Below are 18,984 nucleotides of genomic sequence, written 5' to 3'. Positions count from 1 at the left end.
GGGAGAATCATGAGCTTTGACAACCGAACACGTGCCTCGTCACCACACGGGACCATGCAGCAGTCCACTGCCTCGCCTGCACTGAGACTCACAGGCCTCTCGTGCACGTACCCGGGAGACGGTGGTCCCGTTCACGCGCTCCGAGGAATCGACCTCACCATCCCGAAGGGCACCTTCACAGCGATCATGGGACCGTCGGGCTCGGGGAAGACCACGCTGCTGCACTGTGCGGCCGGGCTCCAGGTGCCCACCGGCGGGACAGCGGAGCTGGGAGGCCATGAACTGGGCGGCATGGATGAGACTGAGCTGGCCCACCTGCGCCGGCGTGAGCTCGGCTTCGTGTTCCAATCGTTCAACCTCCTTGCCGCTCTCACCGCAGCTGAGAACGTCGAGCTGCCATTGCGCCTCGATGGGCAGCCGGTCGATCGTGAAGAAACGGATCGGATCCTCACCCGGGTGGGGCTGGGCCAGCGCGCCCATCACCGTCCGAACCAGCTGTCCGGCGGACAGCGCCAGCGCGTGGCAGTGGCCCGTGCACTCGTGTCACAGCCCGCCATCGTCTTCGCCGATGAACCCACTGGAGCGCTCGATCTGCGCAGCGCAAGAGACGTTCTCTCCCTGCTCCGAGAACTCGCCGACAGTGGGCAGACGATCGTCATGGTCACCCACGATCCCACCGCAGCCGCCTATTCGGACCATGTGCTCTTCCTTGCCGACGGACGCATCGTCGACCGCCTCAACGAACCCACCGCGGGCGCGGTGGCCGCCAGAATGGCCGTTCTCGTCGAATCGGCAGAGCAGGATAAGTCCGACACCGAGGTGGAGCGATGATCCGCATCGCGCTCCAGTCAGCTGCCCACCATCGTCGCAGCTTCCTCGCCACCGGTCTCGTCATCCTTGTCGGAACGACCCTCGTCACTGCGATGGCAGGGATCCTCGCCACCGGACTCGACGCGGGGACTGTGGGCGCCGACCGGCCATTCCTTACGCAGTTCCCTCTCATCATGGGGACGTGGATCCTTGCGATCGTCATCTTCGCCGTCGTCTCGACCGTGGCAGTCGCCCTCGATAACCGTACTGAGGAGATCATCGGCCTGCGGCTCATCGGGGCAACGCCTGAACAGGTCAGGCACATGACGGCTGTCGAGACTGCGGCGATTTCGGTCGTCGCCGCGGTGCCGGGTGCGCTCCTGGGCTATCTGCTCGGCGGTGTCATCGTCTCACGGGTCGTGGCGTTGGGTCTGATCAGTCCGGCTTCTGGTTTTGCCCCGGGGGTCGTCCTCCCCGCAGCGGCGGGACTGTTCGTCGTCGTGTCCGGCGTCCTCGGCGGTTACCTCGGGGCACGGGCCGCGGCGCACCGCAGCCCGGTCGGGGCCATCGACATCGGAAGAGCACGACGACAAAGTCCAGGGATCCGCAGGGGTGCCGCCGTCATGCTCATCGCTGCGGGGTTGACAGCCTCGGCGACGTCATTGACGATGGACGCCGCGAGCGTCTACGCCACCGCTGCCACCGGACCGGGAGTCGTCCTCGTCTCAGTCGGCACGGCATTGCTTGCCGGGGAGATCCTCGCGCTGACCAACCGCGTGCTCGGCGTCGTTCCCGATCGCGGTTCGGCCGTAGGCCACCTCGCCCGCATCAACCTGCGCGCGGTGCCCCAACGCACGAGGCCGCTTGTCACCTTTCTCGTCCTCTTCATCGGTGTCTCCGCGGGGACCCTGTCGATGCAGGCCATCGAGAACGAGGCCAATGCTGACTCCGGCGGAATCGGCGCGGTGATGGCGTCGATCAACTACCTCGTCGTGGTCCTCATTGCCGCGTTCATGGCCATCGCATTGGCCAATAACCTCGTCTCCGCGATCAATGCGCGACAGCAGGAGCTCACGGACATGCGGCTCGTTGGAGCGACGACGACTCAGGTGCGTGGGACTGTGCTCACGGAGGGGGCCGTCGCCGTCCTCGCCAGTGCCGTCTGCGCCACCGTGGTGGCAGCGATCGCCGTGGTTCCGTTCGCGATCGCGAAGCTGGGAACGCCGTTGGCTGTGCTCGATCCCGTCCCGTATGTCTCGATGATCGCTGTCGCGGCGGTCTTGACGCTCGGAATCATCGCTGTTGCGACCCAGGCGCCGGGTCGGCGGGCAGAATCCGGCTAGGACCACGAACTCGCCGACGGTGCCGCCTCAGCTCAATCCGATGAGCTTCCCGCTCTTCGCCAGCTCCGGATCCGTGCACGAGGACAGATCGAAACAGCACGGGCGCCGCTTGCCGTTCTCGAGTTTGTCGATGGCCACACCGACGCGCTTCTCCCGAGTCGCAGGGTTCTTCGTCGCCTTGATCCACCGCACCCACTCCCAGCGAGCCATCGGGGTGAGGCTCGCCCATGTGTCGTCGAGATCTCCGGCCTCATCGAGTGCCGCCTGCAGATCGTCGGGCACGACGACTTCAGGCCATGCCTTTGTCGGAGTCAAGGACACCGTCACGGTCTCCCCGTCGCGCAGCCCCTTGAGGTCATCGAGGTTGAGCCAGTGCCCGCGCATCCCGTCAGGTTCGATGACGGTGGGGAACTCGGTACCGGCGACGACCGCCTCGGCGGCCACCTGACCGCGGGAGGGCAGCTGCGCACTGGACTCAGCGGGCAGGAGGACGATCGTGCGGTCACCGCGAGTGGTCACCTCGGCGTCGAAGTCGATCGCCGTCTGCGTCGTCGTGGTCATGGCTCTCCTCAATCGGGAACGGTCGGCAGGCTCGTGGGCCGTGGATTCCAGGATAGCTTCGCCGCCTCGGTGTCCGCTTCTCGATTCCTGACACGAATGCCTCAGAGGATATCCGTCCGACCGTTGCGTCCCCGCGGGGACGCAACGGTCCCCGCGAGTCGTTGTTGACATCTCCTGAACACTGTTCAATGATCGGCTCATGCCGAATTTCACCCTGATGGCCGATCGCGCCTGCGCCGGCACCGCGGCGAGCGCCGCCGACGCCCTTGAGATCCTCCGCTCCTCAGACGACGACCTCCTCAACCTCGTCGCCGTCGTCGGCCGGGTCCGACGCCACCACTTCGGCGACTCGGTCAAGGTCAACTACCTCGTCAACCTCAAGTCGGGGCTGTGCCCCGAGGACTGCGGCTACTGCTCCCAACGTCTGGGTTCGGACACGGAGATCCTCAAATACTCGTGGCTGCCTGGAGACGAAGCACGCCGGCAGGCGGAGTTCGGACTGGCCGGGGGAGCGTCCCGGGTGTGCCTCGTCGCCAGCGGCCGCGGGCCCTCGAATCGCGACGTCGATCGGGTGGCCTCGATGACCGAGGACATCAAGGCGAACAACCCCGGCGTCGAGGTCTGCGCATGCCTCGGCTTCCTCAAGGACGGCCAGGCCGAACGCCTGCGCACAGCCGGGGTCGATGCCTACAACCACAACCTCAACACCGCCGAATCGAACTACGCGGAGATCTGCTCGACCCACACCTTCGCCGACCGCGTCGACACGGTCGACCGGGCACGTACCGCCGGTCTGTCCCCGTGCTCGGGACTCATCGTGGGCATGGGGGAGAGCGACGAGCAGATCGTCGAGGCGATCGAGGCCCTGCGCGCACTCGAATCCGACTCCATCCCTGTCAACTTCCTCATCCCCTTCGAAGGCACACCGCTCGCGGGCACCTATGAGCTCACCCCGCAGAAGTGCCTGCGCATCCTCTGCGCCGTGCGGCTCATGTGCCCGGACAGTGAACTGCGGATCGCCGGCGGGAGGGAGATGCACCTGCGCACCCTCCAGCCGCTGGCCCTCCATGTCGCGAACTCACTCTTCCTCGGCGACTACCTCACGAGTGAAGGTCAGGACGCCGAGGCGGACCTCGACATGATCGTCGACGGCGGCTTCTCCATCATCGGCCACGACAGCGCCGAGGTGCTGCGCGAGCAGGTGCGGGCTGCGAAGGCCGCGCACACGGCTGCGTTCAGCCCGGTCGACGGGCCCGAGCACACCGAGTCTGCCGCAGGCTCGACCCTGCCGTGCGGGAAGTCGGCACCGACCGGAGTCTCGGTCGAGAGCGACAACGTCCTCGTGCCGACGATCCGGCGCCGCGGCGCCGGCACCACGGTCTCGCCCAATGCGTGAGACACAGTCCCGGCGGGATGAGGGAACCGCTGACACCACCTCTCTTCATGAGAGGGAACGCGGACTGCTCTGGCACCCCTACGGGGCACTCTCCGACGGTTCGCACTTCGCCGTCTCCGGGGCCTCCGGGCCGCGGGTCGACCTCGTCGACCGCGAAGGACGCCGTCTCACCGCCCTCGACGCGATGAGCTCGTGGTGGTCGGTCGTCCACGGCTATCGTCACCCGGACATCGACGAGGCGGTCGCACGGCAGCTCGAGTCGTTCTCCCACGTCATGTTCGGCGGACTCACGCATGCCCCTGCCGTCGGACTCGCCGAACGACTCGTCGCTGTCACTCCAGCCGGGCTCGATCATGTCTTCCTCGCCGACTCCGGCTCGGTCTCGGTCGAGGTCGCTCTCAAGCTCGCCGTCCAGCACCAGCGGGCACTGGGCCGGACTCGCGGGCGTTTCCTCGCCCTGCGCGGCGCGTACCACGGGGACACCACCGGGGCGATGAGCGTATGCGACCCCGTCACCAGCATGCACGCGGACTTCAACGCCGTCCTCACCCCGCAGGTCTTCGCCCCGCTGCCGCCGGGACCCCACGCCAGCGACGCCGAGCTTCACGAATGGTGTGCCGCCGTCGACGCCTTGTGCGACCGGCACGGCCACGAACTCGCCGGAATCATCGTCGAACCCCTGTTCCAAGGGGCCGGCGGGATGCGGCCCTACCATGTCCGCGCCCTCCAGCACCTGCGAACCCGGGCCGGCGAACTCGGGGCGGTGCTCATCGCCGACGAGATCGCCACGGGATTCGGACGCACCGGTTCGGCGTTCGCCAGCGAACGTGCCGGCATCACTCCGGACATCATGTGCGTGGGCAAGGCGCTGACCGGCGGATACATGACCCTCGCCGCCGTGCTCTGCACCGCAGAGATCGCGCAGGTCATCTCCGATTCGAGTCACCGCGCCCTCATGCACGGTCCCACCTTCATGGCCAACCCCCTGGCCTGTGCCGCGGCCTGCGCATCCCTCGATCTCCTCTTCGACACCAGTGACGGGCAGCCTGCATGGGCCCGCAGCATCACTCGGCTCAGCCGCGGGCTGCGGACCCACCTCGCTCCCGCCGCCACGCTGCCCGGCGTGGCCGATGTGCGCGTCGTCGGCGGCATCGGGGTCATCGAGATGCGTGAGCGCGTCGACATCGGAGCCGTCACCGCCACAGCGGCCCAGCACGGGGTGTGGCTGCGCCCGTTCGGCACCAATATCTACACGATGCCGCCCTACATCGCCGCCGACGACGACATCGAGCGCATCGCCACCGCCATGGCCGCAGCGGCCGGAGGACAGCCATGACCACTCACGTGTCGACCCGCAATCGGATCCTCGACCGCCTCGGCGAGCAGGCGGCACAGCGACTCACCGACGGACTTCGCCGTACCGACGCCGGCGCCCGCGGTCTCGACCTCGCCTCGAACGACTATCTGGGCCTGGCCGGACATCCCCGGGTGCGCGCGGCTGCAGTGCAGGCGATCGAGCGCTACGGCACCTCGGCACGGGCGTCGCGGCTCGTCACCGGAACGACTCCCGCCCACCGTGACGTCGAAGCCGCGTTGGCCCACCTGACCGGGCGAGAGTCGGGTCTGGTGTTCTCCTCGGGCTACACGGCGAACCTCGCCGCCGTCACCGCACTCTCCGGGCCCGACTGCCTCATCGTCTCCGACGCCCACAACCATGCCTCCCTCATCGATGCGTGCCGACTCTCCCGGGCCGCCGTCCACCGCACACCTCACCTCAGCCTGGAGGCGATCGAGCAGGCACTGGCGGGCAGCTCCCACGCCGAGGCGATCGTCCTCGTCGAATCCGTCTACTCCGTGCTCGGCGACGCCGCGGACCTCCCGGCACTGCTCGACCTGTGCGTCGCCTACGACGCCCTGCTCATCATCGACGAAGCCCACGGTCTCGGCGTCGTCGGCCACGGACGCGGAGCCGCGGCCGCCCTCACCGAGCATTCCGACCGTGTGGTCGTCACCGCGACGCTGTCGAAGGCGCTCGGCTCCCAGGGCGGCGCAGTGCTCGGTTCGCCCGCCGTGCGTGAGGCGCTCGTCAACACTGCCCGCACGTTCATCTTCGACACGGGTCTGGCCCCGGCCGCGGCTGCGGCGGCCAACGCGTCGGTCGACCTCATCGCCGCCGGGGAGGCGCCGGTGAGTCGGATCGCAGACAACCGGCGCAGTCTCACGGACGCGCTCGGCATCGCCGAACCGGCAGGCGCCGTGGTCTCAGTGCCCATGCCCTCGGCGGAGGCGGCCGTCACCGCCCGCGACACCCTCGCAGTGAACGGGTTCACCGTCGGCTGCTTCCGTCCGCCCTCCGTTCCCGATGGGGTGTCCCGACTGCGCGTCACATGCCGCGGCGACCTGAGCACGGAAGAGGTCCTCGAAGCGGCCGCCGCCATCGGTGAGACCACCGGAATGAGCCGATGAGCAGTCGCGTCATCGTCGTCACCGGCACCGACACCGGGGTGGGCAAGACCATGGTCACGGCGGCGCTTGCGGCCCGCCTGCGCGGCCGCGGAAATCGGGTGCACATCCGCAAACCCGTCCAGACCGGATGCATCGATGCCGACGATCCGCGCCGTCCGGCTCTCGAATCCGCCTATTCCGACGTCGTCACCCGAAGTGATGCGCAGATCGCCGGGAACCTGGCCGGAGTGGAGTACTCGACCGGTGTGTGCCTCACTCTGCCGATGACGCCGACCGCCGCGGCGTCCGCGTCAGGCACCGAGCTGCCGTCTCCCCGGGAACACGCCGAGGCGATCCTCGGTCTGCTCACCCCGGCGCCCGATGATGAGGACGCCGCAGGCGACACGATCATCCTGGTCGAGGGCGCCGGTGGACTCCTCGTCGACTTCGGTCATGGAGCGACGATCGCTGACATCGCCGCAACCACCCTCGCCGTCGACCCCGGCGTCGAGGTCGAGGTCATCGTCGTCGCCCGACCCGGTCTCGGCACCCTCAACCATACGGCGCTCACCTGCGAGGCGCTGCACCGTCGGGGGCTGTCGGTGAGCGGCATCGTCCTCGGCACCTGGCCGAGACACCCGAGCCCGGTCGACATCGACAACCGTCGTCGCCTCGGCGAACTCGGTCCGCTCATCGGTGCGCTGCCCGATCACTGTGGAACCCTCAGCCCCACCGACTTCCGGGCCGGGGCGGCCGGGTGGACGACGATCCGCTGACGCCGCGATGAAGCGGGTCCGATCCGGATCCGTTGCCGTCGGTCAGGGTCCTGTTCGGTCGGTCCGGCCACGCTCAGCCTACGCTGCGACCGCTCCATTCCGGGGTGGACGTCGCCACCTCGGCGATACGGGCAGCGATCGCGGGCGGAAACTCGACGGCCCGATCCGCCTTCTGGTCGACGTGGAAGGCGAGGATCTCCTCGGTCGCGACGACCCGATCCTCGACGAGCATCTCATAGGCGAGATGGAGCTTCTTCGCCCCGGCCGATACGAGCCGCGGACGGACGACCAACGTCGATCCGAGGGACACCTCGTCGAGGTAGCGGACATGCGATTCGACGGTGTAGAGGGAGCAGCCGCTCGCCTCACGGTAGGCGGCATCGAGCCCGAGCTCGTCCATGACCTGATCGGTCGCGAACCCGAAGACGAGGACGTAGAACGCCTCGGACAGGTGCCCGTTGTAGTCGATCCACTCCTCACGCACCGGTGTCGAATAGTCGGCGAGCTCGCGGCCCTGAGCATTCGCCGTCGCCGAGGCGGCGGCCGACTCCGGAGCCGCCGGAGCATCTGGTGCGGCGGGGGTCGACCCGCCGGCGATGAGCTTCCGCAGTGCGACGATCCCGGCATCGCGTTCGGCGACGAGGTCGGCGATCGAACGCGTCCCACTCTCGTCCTCGCACCCGGCGACGACGTCATCGCGCAGCCTGGTCGTCAGCTCGGGGGCTTCGAGCCTCGTCCACGGGGACTTCAGCGAGGGCCCGAATTGGTCGAGCATGTGCCCCATCCCGCCCGGACCACCGGCGAGGTGGAAGGTGAGCATCGGCCCCTGGAAGGGCCAGCGCAAGCCGGGTCCGTCCGTGATCGACCGGTCGATCTGCTCGACCGTCGCCTCACCGGCTGCGACCATGTGCAACGCCTCGCGCCACTGCGCCTCCTGGAGGCGGTTGGCGATGAAGCCGGGAACCTCGCGGTCCATGCGGATGACCGACTTGCCGATGAGGTCGTAGAACTCCGCCGCCCAGTCGACGGCTTCGGCAGACGTGCCCTCACCGCCGACGACCTCGACGAGGGGGATGAGATAGGGCGGGTTGAACGGGTGCCCGACGACGAAGCGCTCGGGACGCGCCACCTCGGTGGCCATCTCCGTCATTCCGTACCCCGAGGTCGATGATCCGATGATCACCGAGGCGGGGGTGAGGGCGTCGATGTCGGCGAAGAGCTGCCGTTTGAGGTCGAGGTTCTCCGGCGCCGACTCCTGGACGAACTCGGTGCCCGCGAGCGCCTCGGCGAGGTCGGTGTGGATCGTCCACGCGGTCCGATCGGCACCGTCGACCATGTCGAGGGCGGCCAGGGCAGGCCATGCGGCGTCGATGAGGCGGGAGAGCTTGTCCCCGGCGTTGGGATCGGGATCCCACACTTTGACGGTGAAGCCGCGGGCGAGGAAGTACGCGACCCAGCCGCCGCCGATCGTGCCCGCCCCGATGCACGTGATCGTCCGGACGGATTCGGGAGCGGGGAAGGAAGGGAAGTCGGTCACAGATCGGCTCCCATCGCGGTCGGGGTCTGCACGCGCAGATCGAGGATCTCGCGCGCCTCGGCGGGGGTGGCGACCTCGGCGCCGAGGTCCTCGATGATCGAAACGGCGCGGTCGGTCAGGGCGGCATTCGTCGCCTTGACGCCCTTGGACAGGTAGAGGTTGTCCTCGAGTCCGACGCGGGCGTGACCCCCGGCGAGCACGGACTGAGCCACCCACGGCAGCTGGTCACGGCCGATCGCGAACGACGTGAACTGCGCACCCTTCGGCAGCAGATGGACCATCGCCTGGAGGAGGCCCGCATCGACGGGCGCGCCGTAGGGGATGCCCATGCACAGCTGGTAGAGCGGAGGGGGATCGATGAGCCCCTCCTCGACGAGGACGTTGGCGAACCAGAGGTTGCCGGTGTCGAAGATCTCGAGCTCGGGACGCACCCCCAGCGTCTGGATCTTCTTCGACCCCTCCCGGAGCATGTCCGGGGTCGAGACGTAGATGTTCGATCCCTCGCCGAAGTTGAGCGATCCGCAGTCGAGGGTGCAGATCTCCGGCAGCAGCTCCTCGACGTGGGGGAGGCGTTCGAGGGCATTGACGAGGTCGGTGCCGGGCATGTGCGTCGTCGGGTCCTGCGGGTCGATGACGAGGTCCCCGCCCATGCCGGCGGTGAGGTTGATGACCGGGTCGACGTCGGAGGCGCGGATGAGTCGGACGACCTCCCGATAGTAGGCGACCTCGCGTGAACCCTGCTTCGTCTCGAGATCGCGGACGTGGATGTGGACGACCGAGGCCCCGGCCCGGGCGGCGGCGATCGCGTCGGCAGCGATCTCCTCGGGGGTGACGGGCACGTGCTCGCTCTTGCTCGTCGTGTCGCCGGCGCCGGTGACGGCGCACGTGAGAATGACCTTGCGATTCATGATGACTCCTCGTCAGTCGATGGGTGGGCTGTTGTCGGTTGGTTGGCAGGCGGTCCGTCGGCGGTGAAGACGGCACGGTGCAGATAGGCATCGAGGCGGTCCCGGAAGGTGGGCACGTCCATGATCCCGGTGACGACCTTGATGCCGAGGCCGTCGAGGACAGAGGTGAGCTCGTCGGTGATGAGCTCAGGATCGCCGAGGCGGAAGACCCCGCGGTCCTGCCCGTCGACGATCGTCGCCCGCACCGTCCGCGACCAGCGGTCGTAGCCTGCCGGATAGGCCGACTCGCCCGGGTCCTCGAGGGCGAGGCGGCTCCACGTCTGGATCCAGATCGACCATTCCGCGCGGGCACGGGGGCCGATGGGGGACTGGAGTTCGAGGAGGCGTTCGAGCCGTCTGCGCGGGGAGACGATCTCGTCGAGCCACGCGACCTGCCGGTCGAAGGCGAGTTTGACGGAGAACTCCAGAGTCGCGTCGAAGAGCTCGGACTTCCCGGCGAAGTGATAGTGCACGGCGGCACTCGAGACTCCGGCCGCCTCGGCGATGTCGGCGATGCGCACGGCGTCGTACCCGCGACGGGCGAAGAGGTCCCAAGCGGTCTCGACGATGAGCCTGCGCGGAGAGCTTTCGTCGGCGTCAGTGACCGGCCCGGGGGACCGCAGCCCGGTGGGCACGGCGGAGACGGTCGACTCATCGCCGAGCAGCCACCGCACGGTCACTCCGGTCGCGGTCGCGAGGCCGAGGAGCTCCTCGGCGGTGAACTTGCGCCGGCCTGAGAGGGACTTCGACAGCTTCGTCTCGTCGATGCCGATGGCCTCAGCCAGGCGGCGCTGCGACAGGCCGCTGCCGGCGACGGATTCCCGCGCCCGTGCGGCGATCGTGGTGGCCATGCCCCGAACCTACCCCAGCGCCTGCGACTATCGCAAGCATTTGTGATGATAAGTCAGAACTTGCGATTTCGGCGGCGGAGATTCGCCGTGCGGTTGAGAAGCTGCCCGTGCTCGGGTCGGGTTTCGGGCGCGCAGCGGATATCCTCGAACGGATGAACACCACGCACTCGCCCTCGGAGGCACCCATGAACCCCGAACTCCATTCCCGCATGCACGTCGTCTCCGATGAGACCCGCAACCTCGTCAACCTCGTGCTCGACTACTCCCGCCGTCGGACCCTGTCCGTCGACACCCCGCTCGACCATCCGATGAAGGACTCCGAGCTCACCCGCCTCGCCGGGCCGACGATCAGCGAGGAAGGCGTCGGATCGTCCCGGGCGCTGGCGATCTTCGAGCACATCTTCGCCCCCGCCTGCATCACCACCGACCACCCGAAGTACCTCTCCTTCATCCCCAGCGCCCCGACGAAGGCCGCGGTCGCCTTCGACCTCGTCGTCTCCGCGAGTGCCCTCTACGGCGGGTCGTGGCTCGAAGGCGCCGGTGTCGTCCACGCGGAGAACGAGGTCCTCAGCTGGCTGGCCTCCGAGTTCGGGCTGCCGAAGACCGCCGGCGGCGTCTTCGTCCAGGGCGGAACGATCGGCAACCTCTCCGCCCTCGTCGCCGCGCGTGAGGCGCAGAAGGCGAAACTCGGCGACAAGCGGCCGGGCCGGTGGGTCATCGTCTGCAGCGCCGAGGCGCATTCCTCCGTCGCCTCGGCCGCGGCCGTCATGGACGTCGACGTCGCCCCCGTGGCCACCGGCGAGGACGGCATCCTCCGCCCCGAAGGCGTGCGCGAGGCCCTCGAGGAGCACGGCGACGCCGTCATCGCCGTCGTCGCCACCTCGGGGACGACGAACTTCGGCACGATCGACGACATCGCCGGGATCGCGAAGCTGAAGAAGGAGTTCGACTTCTGGCTCCACATCGACGGCGCCTACGGGCTCGCGGCCATGCTCTCCCCGCTGGCCAAGCACAAGTTCACAGGCGTCGAGGACGCCGACTCCGTCATCGTCGACCCGCACAAGTGGCTGTTCGCCCCGTTCGACGCCTGCGCGCTCATCTACCGGGACCCGCGCAACGGGCGCCGCGCCCACACCCAGCACGCAGAGTACCTCGACACGCTCACCGAATCCGATGAGTGGAGCCCCTCGGACTACGCGATCCAGCTCACCCGTCGCCCCCGCGGGCTTCCCCTGTGGTTCTCCCTGGCCAGCTACGGCGCCGAGACCTACCGGGCCGCGATCAGCCACTCGATCGACCTCGCGCGTCAGATCGGCACGGAGATCAAGAAGCGTCCGAATCTCCGTCTCGTCCGCGACCCCGAGCTCTCCGTCGTCGTCTTCGAACGTGTCGGCTGGAGCCGGGAGGACTACGATGCGTGGTCGGACAAGCTCCTCGAAGAGCAGCGCGCCTTCGTCGTCCCCAGCTCGCACAAGGGTCAGCCGAACGCCCGCTTCGCGATCGTCAACCCACTGACGACGTACGAGGATCTCATCGACATCCTCGACACCATGGAGTGACACTCCCTCACCATGGAGTGACACTCCCTCGTCCTGTGACGACGCCGCCCGACCGGCTGTCCTTTGCGGACAGCCGGTCGGGCGGCATTCATCCGTCCTGCTCGCCCTGCTCCCGTGGCCGCAGCTCGACGGTGAAGAACGGCAGGAGGGCCTGTGTGATCGGTCCGATGCTCACCGCGTAGAGGGCGGTGCCGATGCCGACGACCCCGCCGAGCGCCCAGCCCATGGCTACGACGGTGACCTCGATGAGGGTGCGCACGAGTCGGATCGACCGTCCGGTGACACGGGAGAGCCCGGTCATGAGGCCGTCCCTGGGCCCAGGTCCGAACTGGGAGCCGATGTACATCGCCGAGGCGACGCCGTTGAGCACGACGCCTGCGACGAGGAACACGATGTTCCAGGCGAGCACCTCGGTGCGGGGGAGGAAGAGCAGGGTGAGGTCGAGCGCCGGGCCGATCGTCAGGGCGTTGAGCAGGGTGCCGAGTCCCGGCTGCTGCTTGAGCGGGATCCAGGCGAGGAGGACGAGCACCGAGGTGATCGTGATGATCGTGCCGAAGGTCAGCGGGACGTGGCGGAGAATGCCCGAGTGGAGGACATCCCACGGGATCATCCCGAGCCCGGAGACGACGACGAGGGCCATCGAGGCGCCGTAGAGGTAGAGGCCGAGCATGAGCTGGGCGAGGCGCCTGACGAGACGGCCGCCGGCGAGCTGCTGGAGCGGGCCGACGTTGGCGAGTTCGCGCCGAGGCGCGGGCGAGGATGACATCGAGTGGTCCTTGGGCATCGTGGTCGGGCTGTCCACCCCATCGTCGCGCAGATTGGCATTGCGGAAAAGAGCCAATTGCAGGAAAGTGGTTCCATGACGAAAGGGGCCCCATGACGACTGCGATGAGTGCGAGGCGGCTCGCCGCCCTCATCGGCACCGGACCGTGGCAGCCGCCTGCCTACGAGTCGCTGGCCGCGACGATCGCCCGGGCGATCACCGACGGCCGCATCCCCGTCGGCGTCCGACTGCCGAGCGAGCGTGAACTCGCCGCAGCGCTCGGCCTCTCCCGCACCACCTCGACGCGCGCCTACTCCCGGCTCCGGGAGCTCGGCTATGTGCGCACCCGACGCGGCTCCGGCAGCCTCGTCGAACTCCCGCAGGTCCCCGGGGGCCGGATCGACCACCTCCTCGCACCGGCCGGACCGCAGCCCGGCGGCATCGACCTCACGTGCACGGCGACGCTCGCCCCGTTCGGCGTGCTCGACGCCTACGACCGGGCCCTGTCGAAGCTCCACGCGTATCTGCCCGGCACCGGCTACTACCCGTCGGGGATCCCGCAGCTGCGCGAGATCATCGCCGAGAGGTACACCCGCCGCGGACTGCGCACGCATCCGGACGAGATCCTCATCACCTCGGGTGCCCTGGGCGGTGCGGCCATCGGCATCCGGGCTCTGCTCGGCGGCTCCGGGGGAGTCCTCGTCGAGAGCCCGAGCTACCCCAACGCGATCGCGACGATCGCCGCCGCAGGCGCCCGCATCGTCCCCTACCCGCTCGAAGTCACCGAAGCCGGGCACCACTGGGATGTTCCGGCGATGGGCCAGTCGATGCGCGACGGACGAGTGCGCGCGGCCTACCTCATCCCCGACTTCCACAACCCCACGGGCGCACTCATGCCCGATGCGCAGCGGGCCGAACTCGCCGAAGAGCTCGCCCGGTCCCAGGTCGTGCCCGTCATCGACGAATCCCTCGTCGAACTCGGACTCGACGGCACCGAGCCGCAGACTCCGCTCGGCGCGTTCGTCCCCGATGCGATCACGGTCGGCAGCACGAGCAAGATCTTCTGGGGCGGACTGCGCATCGGCTGGATGCGCGTGCCCGGGCGCCGGATGGACGAGGCGGCCGGGGTCAGACTCACCCTCGACCTCGGCGCACCCGTGCTCGAACAGCTCGTGGCGATCGAACTGATGGACGACCAGGACGCGATCCTCGACCAGATGCGCACACGTCTGACCGCCGCCCGCGATCGCCTCGTGCGCGATATCCGGCAGGCCCTGCCGAGCTGGCACATCACCGTCCCTGCCGGAGGCATGGCGCTGTGGGTGCGCCTGCCCGAGGAGCGCTCCGGGGCACTCGTCACCGCCGCCCTCGCGCACGGCCTCACGCTCGCCTCGGGTCCGAACTTCGCCCCGGTCGGGGGACTCGACCGCTGGGTGCGCGTGCCCTACACCGTCGCCGAGGCGGATCTGGCCCAGGTCGCCCCGCGTCTCGCGGCCGCATGGGAGGACGCTCAGCGGATGCCCGAACCGCTGCCCGGGGACCGGACCCGGATCGTCGCATGAGCAGAGGGCAGGGCCTCCTTCGCACAATCGACCGGCTCACCGCGCACCAGACGGCGGCCTGCCTCGGCGCGGTCGCCCTCGGTGTGCTGGCGGGGGCACTCCTTCCATCGGCCGCCTTGGTCGCCTCGAGCCTTGTCACCCCGCTCCTCGTGCTCCTGCTGTTCACGACCTTCATCGACATTCCGCTGCGCACCCTCGGGCCGGCAACGGCGAACCTCCGATTCGCCGCGGTCGTCCTCATGGCGAACTTCCTCATCGTCCCGCTGCTCGTCTGGGCTCTCCACACGATCGTGTCGCTGCCCGCCACGGTCGCCGTCCCCGTCCTCATCGTCCTCCTCACCCCGTGCATCGACTACGTCATCGTCTTCACCGGGTTGGCCGGCGGTGCGAGCGGGAAGCTCTTGGCGCTGACCCCGGTGCTCATGATCGTCCAGATCCTCCTCCTGCCGGTGTGGCTCGGTGTCATCGCCGGAGACTCCGCTTCCATGCTCGTCACCCCGGGTCCGTTCCTCACCGCGCTCACGCTCTTCATCGTCCTGCCGCTCGCCGCCGCCCTCCTCGTCCAGCTCGGGTCCGCACGCTCACGCATCGTCCGCGGTGTCCGGGGTGCGGCATCGACGGCGATGATGCCGCTCATGCTCCTCACCCTCTTCGCCGTCGCGGCCGCCGAGGTCCGATCCGTCGTCCCCCACCTGCCCGCTCTCGGCATCGTCGCCGTCGTCTGCGTCCTCTTCGCCGTCGTCATGACGATCCTCGGCTGGGGTCTCGGTGCCTGGTCCCTCGCCGAGGTGGGGGAGCGGCGAGCGCTCATCTTCACCGGCGTGACCCGCAATTCGCTCGTCATGCTGCCCCTCGTCTGGGCCGTCGACGGCGACGGCCTCGGGTCGGCCGCCGTCGTCACCCAGACGCTCGTCGAGCTGCTCGTCATGGTCGCCCTCGTCCGGATCGTGCCCCGCCTGGTCCCCGACACTGCGATGTCCGAAAACCGCTAGCCGCACAGCTGCGGGCGGAGCAGAATGGAGACATGCTCACCTCGGATCAGTGCTATCAGGCGGTCACCGGACGCGACACGCGCTTCGACGGCATGTTCTTCACCGCCGTGTCGACGACCCGGATCTTCTGCCGCCCATCGTGCCCGGCGCGCACCCCGAAGCGGACGAACGTCGACTTCTATCCGACCGCGGCTGCCGCCGTCGAAGCAGGGTACCGGGCATGCAAGCGGTGCCGCCCCGATGTCAGTCCCGGCTCACCCGACTGGGATGTCCGCGCCGACGTCAGCGCCCGTGCGATGCGCCTCATCCGCGATGGACTCGTCGACCGGTCGGGAGTCGACGGTCTCGCCGCAGCGCTCGGCTACAGCACCCGGCAGCTCGGCCGCGTCCTCCACGCCGAACTCGGGGCAGGACCTCTGGCGCTGGCCCGCAGCGAACGCGTGCGCACGGCCCGCACCCTCGTCGAATCGACGGCGATGACGATGAGCGAGATCGCCTTCGCCTCGGGCTTTGCGAGCATCCGCCAGTTCAACGAGACCTTCAAGGACACGTACGGGGTGGCCCCGGGGCAGCTGCGCACCGGATCGGCGAGTGTGCAGTCCGAGGACATCGCCGTGCGTCTTGCGTTCCGCCCTCCCTTCGACTTCGACCATCAGCTGAACTATCTCCGGTACCGGGCCGTACCCGGGATCGAAGACGTCGGCGACGGCAGGTACACCCGGTCGCTGCGTCTCGCGCACGGGCCGGGCGTCATCTCCCTGACGGCCGGACGCGGCAACTTCGTCACCTGCCGGCTCCGGCTCGCCGACACCCGCGACATCGGCGCGGCCGTCGCGCGCGCCAGGCGGATCCTCGACCTCGACGCCGATCCGACTGCCGTTCACGCGACGCTCACCGGCGCCGGTTTCGGTGATCTCGTCGCCCTCGTCCCAGGAATCCGTTCCCCGGGCCACAGCGATCCCGTCGAGCTCTCCATCCGCACCGTCCTCGGCCAGCAGATCTCGATCGGCGCCGCCCGGACCCATCTCACCCGCCTCGTCGACGATGCCGGTGAACCGCTGCCCGAGGACATGGCCGGCGGCGGCGTCGATCGGCTCTTTCCCACGGCCGAGGCGATCGCGGAACGGCCCGACGGTTCCTGGGCACTGCCTCGGCGCCGGATCGAGACTCTCCGCGCGCTGGCCGTTGCCCTCGCCACCTCAGAGATCGACCTCGGGCCTGGATGCGATCGGGACGAATCGGCCGCTCGGCTGCTCGAGCTTCCCGGGGTCGGCCCGTGGAGTGTGGGCTACATCCGGATGAGAGCACTCGGTGATCCGGACGTCCTCCTCGCCTCCGACCTCGGCGTGAAGAAGGCCCTCGACGCTCTCACCGACTCAGGCAGTACGATCACAAACGCTCAGCTCGAGGCGGCCCGACCGTGGCGGTCATACCTGACGCACCTGCTGTGGGCAGCCCACGCCAGGGCAGCGCACTTGAACCCACCTCAGTCATGACCAGTCTCAGCCATGACCACTCTCAGCCGTGACCGCTTCCAGTTAGAACCACCCTCAGCCATGACCACGAAAGGACCGACCATGCACTTCACAAAAGCGAACCCGAATGTCCTCGTCTATGCGATCATCGACTCGCCCGTCGGGGAGATCCTCCTCACCGCTGACGGCGAGCATCTCACCGGAGCCTACCTCGACGGCTTCGACGCCGTGCTCGAAAGGCTGTCTCTGCGCACGGGTGCCGAAGCGGTCGAGGACCCCGACCTCGAGGTGCTCGCTCGCGCCCGCACACAGCTCGCGGAGTACTTCGCGGGGGAGCGGAGGACCTTCGATCTGCCGCTCGCCCCCTCGGGCACGGACTTCCAACTGCAGGTGTGGGAGGCGCTGACGACGATTCCCTTCGGTGCCACCGCCGGCTACGGCGAACTCGCCGAGTGGATCGACCGTCCCTCGGCCGCGCGGGCCGTGGGGGCGGCGAACGGGAAGAACCCGATCAGCATCATCGTTCCCTGCCATCGGGTCATCGGGGCCAATGGCTCCCTGACCGGGTACGCGTGGGGTGAGGACCGCAAGCGCACCCTCCTCGACCTCGAGGGCACCGGCGCCTGAGCCTCCGGCTTCGAGGGTGCCGGCGCAACGGGACCCGGAGCAGGCGCCCACCGGAAGCGGGGATCGGCCGAGAGCAAGCGCTGGCCGGGTGCAGGCACCGACCGGGTGCACTCGCTGGTTGGGTTCAGGCACCAGCCCCACCCCGCGCCATCTGGGATCAGGCTCTGCCCGGACTTGGGCTCACCTGAGTCTCGAGAGCTCAGTTCGCGAACTGTGCTCTGGAGACTGAGGTGAGCTCGAGCGCCGCGCAAGGCGAAATCGGTCCGGGCGGACGGCGCGTAGCGACCTGGGCGACCCAAGGAATTGGCCCGGTGCGACCGGCGGAATGTGCCCGGACGAACGGCGCAAAGGTTCCAGGCTGCCGACGGGCGGGGGAACGACGAAGGCCCCGGACCGTGAAGTCCGGGGCCTTCGCCCTGCGGTGGAGGTAAGGGGATTCGAACCCCTGACCTTCTCCATGCCATGGAGACGCGCTACCAACTGCGCCATACCCCCGCTTGCCTGATCAATATTACTCAGACAAGCCCGTCGCGCCAAATCCGTGTGGAGTGACGCTCGGCACAGTGGTCGACGGCGGCGCAGGTGAGGGTGCCGTGGTGGGGGAGACGGTCGGCAACCAGTCTGGGGAGACGATCTTCGGCGAGCCCGGGGAGACGGTCGGCAGCGCGTCCGGGGTTCGCCGCCGACCGGCTCCCCGGACGCGCTCACAGGATCGGCCGCACCTGGGACAGGAAGCGGTCGACATCCCGTTCTCGGCGATCAGCGAACTCTTCGCGGCGAGCCAGCCTTCTCACCTCGGCGACCCGACGGTTGAGCGCGGTGCGAGCCTGAGCTGATGCTGCCGACTCGGGCCGCCGAGCCCAGCGGACGAGACGCAGACCAGCGGAGAGTGCGATACGTCTGGGAAATGTGAATGCAAAAGTAGTGGACACGATATGTTCCTCATTGTTTTCGGGCAGGGGAAATCCCCAAAGAAGAGTGAAGTGAAATCATCGACCGTCGGATGCGTCAATGCATCGCGGTGATGATGAATGTGCTCGCTGAGCCGATTACCGCTGCGTCACCGGGCTCACGCTGTCGCGCGCGTTCGTTCACGCTGTCGCGCGCATTCTCACGAGAACGGCGCGTATGAGCGAGGCGGTGCAGTGGAGTTGCCGGCGATCAGGGTGCCGACGGAAGACGACGCGTCAGGCGGCTGAAGTCAGCCTGCGAGTCCCAGTCCGCCGACCGAGCAGGCAGCGAATGCGATTGCTCCGGAGCAGCGCTCCGGGAAGGCGATGTCGAAGATATTCATCTCGGCTGCACTCCTTTCGTGGTCGTGGATCGACAATGAGCGGCGT

Annotated in this window: 17 protein-coding genes and 1 tRNA gene; 12 read left to right on the top strand and 6 right to left on the bottom strand. The window is 68.5% G+C overall.

Annotated features, from left to right (window positions below):
- The first annotated feature begins 9 nt into the window (after positions 1-9).
- Both AACX88_RS03875 and AACX88_RS03870 read left to right on the top strand, forming a co-directional pair.
- Complete coding sequence (locus tag AACX88_RS03875) at positions 10-831, top strand: ABC transporter ATP-binding protein (protein WP_339391784.1); 822 nt, start codon at positions 10-12, stop codon at positions 829-831.
- A complete protein-coding gene (locus AACX88_RS03870) occupies positions 828-2,153 on the top strand; it encodes an FtsX-like permease family protein (protein ID WP_339391783.1) in 1,326 nt (441 codons plus the stop codon). Before AACX88_RS03875 ends, AACX88_RS03870 begins: the two co-directional genes overlap by 4 nt.
- Positions 2,154-2,180: 27 nt before the next feature.
- On the opposite strand, the gene AACX88_RS03865 is transcribed toward AACX88_RS03870, so the two are convergent.
- Positions 2,181-2,714: a YdeI/OmpD-associated family protein gene (locus AACX88_RS03865; RefSeq protein WP_339391782.1), complete on the bottom strand. Its 534-nt coding sequence runs from the start codon at positions 2,712-2,714 to the stop codon at positions 2,181-2,183.
- A gap of 199 nt (positions 2,715-2,913) precedes the next feature.
- Here AACX88_RS03865 and bioB point away from each other — a divergent pair, with 199 nt between their 5' ends.
- Genes bioB through bioD form a run of 4 tightly spaced genes read left to right on the top strand, consistent with a single transcriptional unit; the run spans position 2,914 to position 7,331 of the window.
- Positions 2,914-4,110, top strand: a complete 1,197-nt coding sequence (gene bioB / locus AACX88_RS03860) for a biotin synthase BioB (protein WP_339391781.1) — start codon at positions 2,914-2,916, stop codon at positions 4,108-4,110.
- Positions 4,103-5,446, top strand: a complete 1,344-nt coding sequence (locus AACX88_RS03855) for an adenosylmethionine--8-amino-7-oxononanoate transaminase (protein WP_339391780.1) — start codon at positions 4,103-4,105, stop codon at positions 5,444-5,446. The genes bioB and AACX88_RS03855 overlap by 8 nt, the downstream gene beginning before the upstream one ends.
- Positions 5,443-6,576: an 8-amino-7-oxononanoate synthase gene (locus AACX88_RS03850; RefSeq protein ID WP_339391779.1), complete on the top strand. Its 1,134-nt coding sequence runs from the start codon at positions 5,443-5,445 to the stop codon at positions 6,574-6,576. Before AACX88_RS03855 ends, AACX88_RS03850 begins: the two co-directional genes overlap by 4 nt.
- Positions 6,573-7,331 (top strand): dethiobiotin synthase, encoded by a 759-nt coding sequence (bioD, locus tag AACX88_RS03845; protein WP_339391778.1) that lies wholly within the window; start codon positions 6,573-6,575, stop codon positions 7,329-7,331. The genes AACX88_RS03850 and bioD overlap by 4 nt, the downstream gene beginning before the upstream one ends.
- 73 nt (positions 7,332-7,404) lie before the next feature.
- Here the strand turns inward: bioD and AACX88_RS03840 are convergent, their stop codons facing one another.
- The 3 genes from AACX88_RS03840 to AACX88_RS03830 are packed head-to-tail and all read right to left on the bottom strand — an operon-like array spanning position 7,405 to position 10,666.
- Entirely contained in the window at positions 7,405-8,868 is a 1,464-nt protein-coding gene (locus AACX88_RS03840; RefSeq protein ID WP_339391777.1) for a 3-hydroxyacyl-CoA dehydrogenase NAD-binding domain-containing protein, read from the bottom strand.
- Positions 8,865-9,776: a beta-keto acid cleavage family enzyme gene (locus tag AACX88_RS03835; protein ID WP_339391776.1), complete on the bottom strand. Its 912-nt coding sequence runs from the start codon at positions 9,774-9,776 to the stop codon at positions 8,865-8,867. The genes AACX88_RS03840 and AACX88_RS03835 overlap by 4 nt, the downstream gene beginning before the upstream one ends.
- Complete coding sequence (locus AACX88_RS03830; protein WP_339391775.1) at positions 9,773-10,666, bottom strand: TetR family transcriptional regulator; 894 nt, start codon at positions 10,664-10,666, stop codon at positions 9,773-9,775. The genes AACX88_RS03835 and AACX88_RS03830 overlap by 4 nt, the downstream gene beginning before the upstream one ends.
- A 185-nt stretch (positions 10,667-10,851) precedes the next feature.
- Between AACX88_RS03830 and AACX88_RS03825 the strand changes: the two genes are divergently transcribed.
- Positions 10,852-12,225 (top strand): pyridoxal phosphate-dependent decarboxylase family protein, encoded by a 1,374-nt coding sequence (locus AACX88_RS03825; protein ID WP_339391980.1) that lies wholly within the window; start codon positions 10,852-10,854, stop codon positions 12,223-12,225.
- An 88-nt stretch (positions 12,226-12,313) separates the two neighbouring features.
- Here the strand turns inward: AACX88_RS03825 and yczE are convergent, their stop codons facing one another.
- Positions 12,314-12,991 carry a membrane protein YczE gene (gene yczE, locus AACX88_RS03820; RefSeq protein ID WP_339391774.1) on the bottom strand — a complete coding sequence of 226 codons (678 nt, stop codon included), beginning with the start codon at positions 12,989-12,991 and terminating at the stop codon, positions 12,314-12,316.
- Positions 12,992-13,101: 110 nt separating this feature from the next.
- Here yczE and yczR point away from each other — a divergent pair, with 110 nt between their 5' ends.
- From yczR to AACX88_RS03800, 4 genes are all read left to right on the top strand, one after another.
- Positions 13,102-14,550, top strand: a complete 1,449-nt coding sequence (gene yczR / locus AACX88_RS03815; RefSeq protein WP_339391773.1) for a MocR-like transcription factor YczR — start codon at positions 13,102-13,104, stop codon at positions 14,548-14,550.
- Positions 14,547-15,542 (top strand): arsenic resistance protein, encoded by a 996-nt coding sequence (locus AACX88_RS03810; protein ID WP_339391772.1) that lies wholly within the window; start codon positions 14,547-14,549, stop codon positions 15,540-15,542. The genes yczR and AACX88_RS03810 overlap by 4 nt, the downstream gene beginning before the upstream one ends.
- Positions 15,543-15,574: 32 nt before the next feature.
- Positions 15,575-17,038 carry an Ada metal-binding domain-containing protein gene (locus AACX88_RS03805; RefSeq protein WP_339391771.1) on the top strand — a complete coding sequence of 488 codons (1,464 nt, stop codon included), beginning with the start codon at positions 15,575-15,577 and terminating at the stop codon, positions 17,036-17,038.
- Between the two features lie 81 nt (positions 17,039-17,119).
- A complete protein-coding gene (locus AACX88_RS03800) occupies positions 17,120-17,644 on the top strand; it encodes a methylated-DNA--[protein]-cysteine S-methyltransferase (protein ID WP_339391770.1) in 525 nt (174 codons plus the stop codon).
- Positions 17,645-18,066: 422 nt separating this feature from the next.
- Here the strand turns inward: AACX88_RS03800 and AACX88_RS03795 are convergent.
- A tRNA-Ala gene (locus tag AACX88_RS03795) sits at positions 18,067-18,139 on the bottom strand.
- Positions 18,140-18,192: 53 nt separating this feature from the next.
- Here AACX88_RS03795 and AACX88_RS03790 point away from each other — a divergent pair.
- The gene (locus AACX88_RS03790; RefSeq protein WP_339391769.1) at positions 18,193-18,480 is read left to right on the top strand and encodes a hypothetical protein; all 288 of its coding nucleotides are present in this window, start codon (positions 18,193-18,195) and stop codon (positions 18,478-18,480) included.
- The last annotated feature ends 504 nt before the right edge of the window (positions 18,481-18,984 follow it).

It is taken from the genome of Brevibacterium metallidurans (assembly GCF_037101285.1).
GTDB classification, from domain to species: Bacteria; Actinomycetota; Actinomycetes; order Actinomycetales; family Brevibacteriaceae; genus Brevibacterium; species Brevibacterium metallidurans.
The sequence above is the reverse complement of the archived record's forward strand: the minus strand, read 5'-3'. Positions and strand labels throughout refer to the sequence as shown.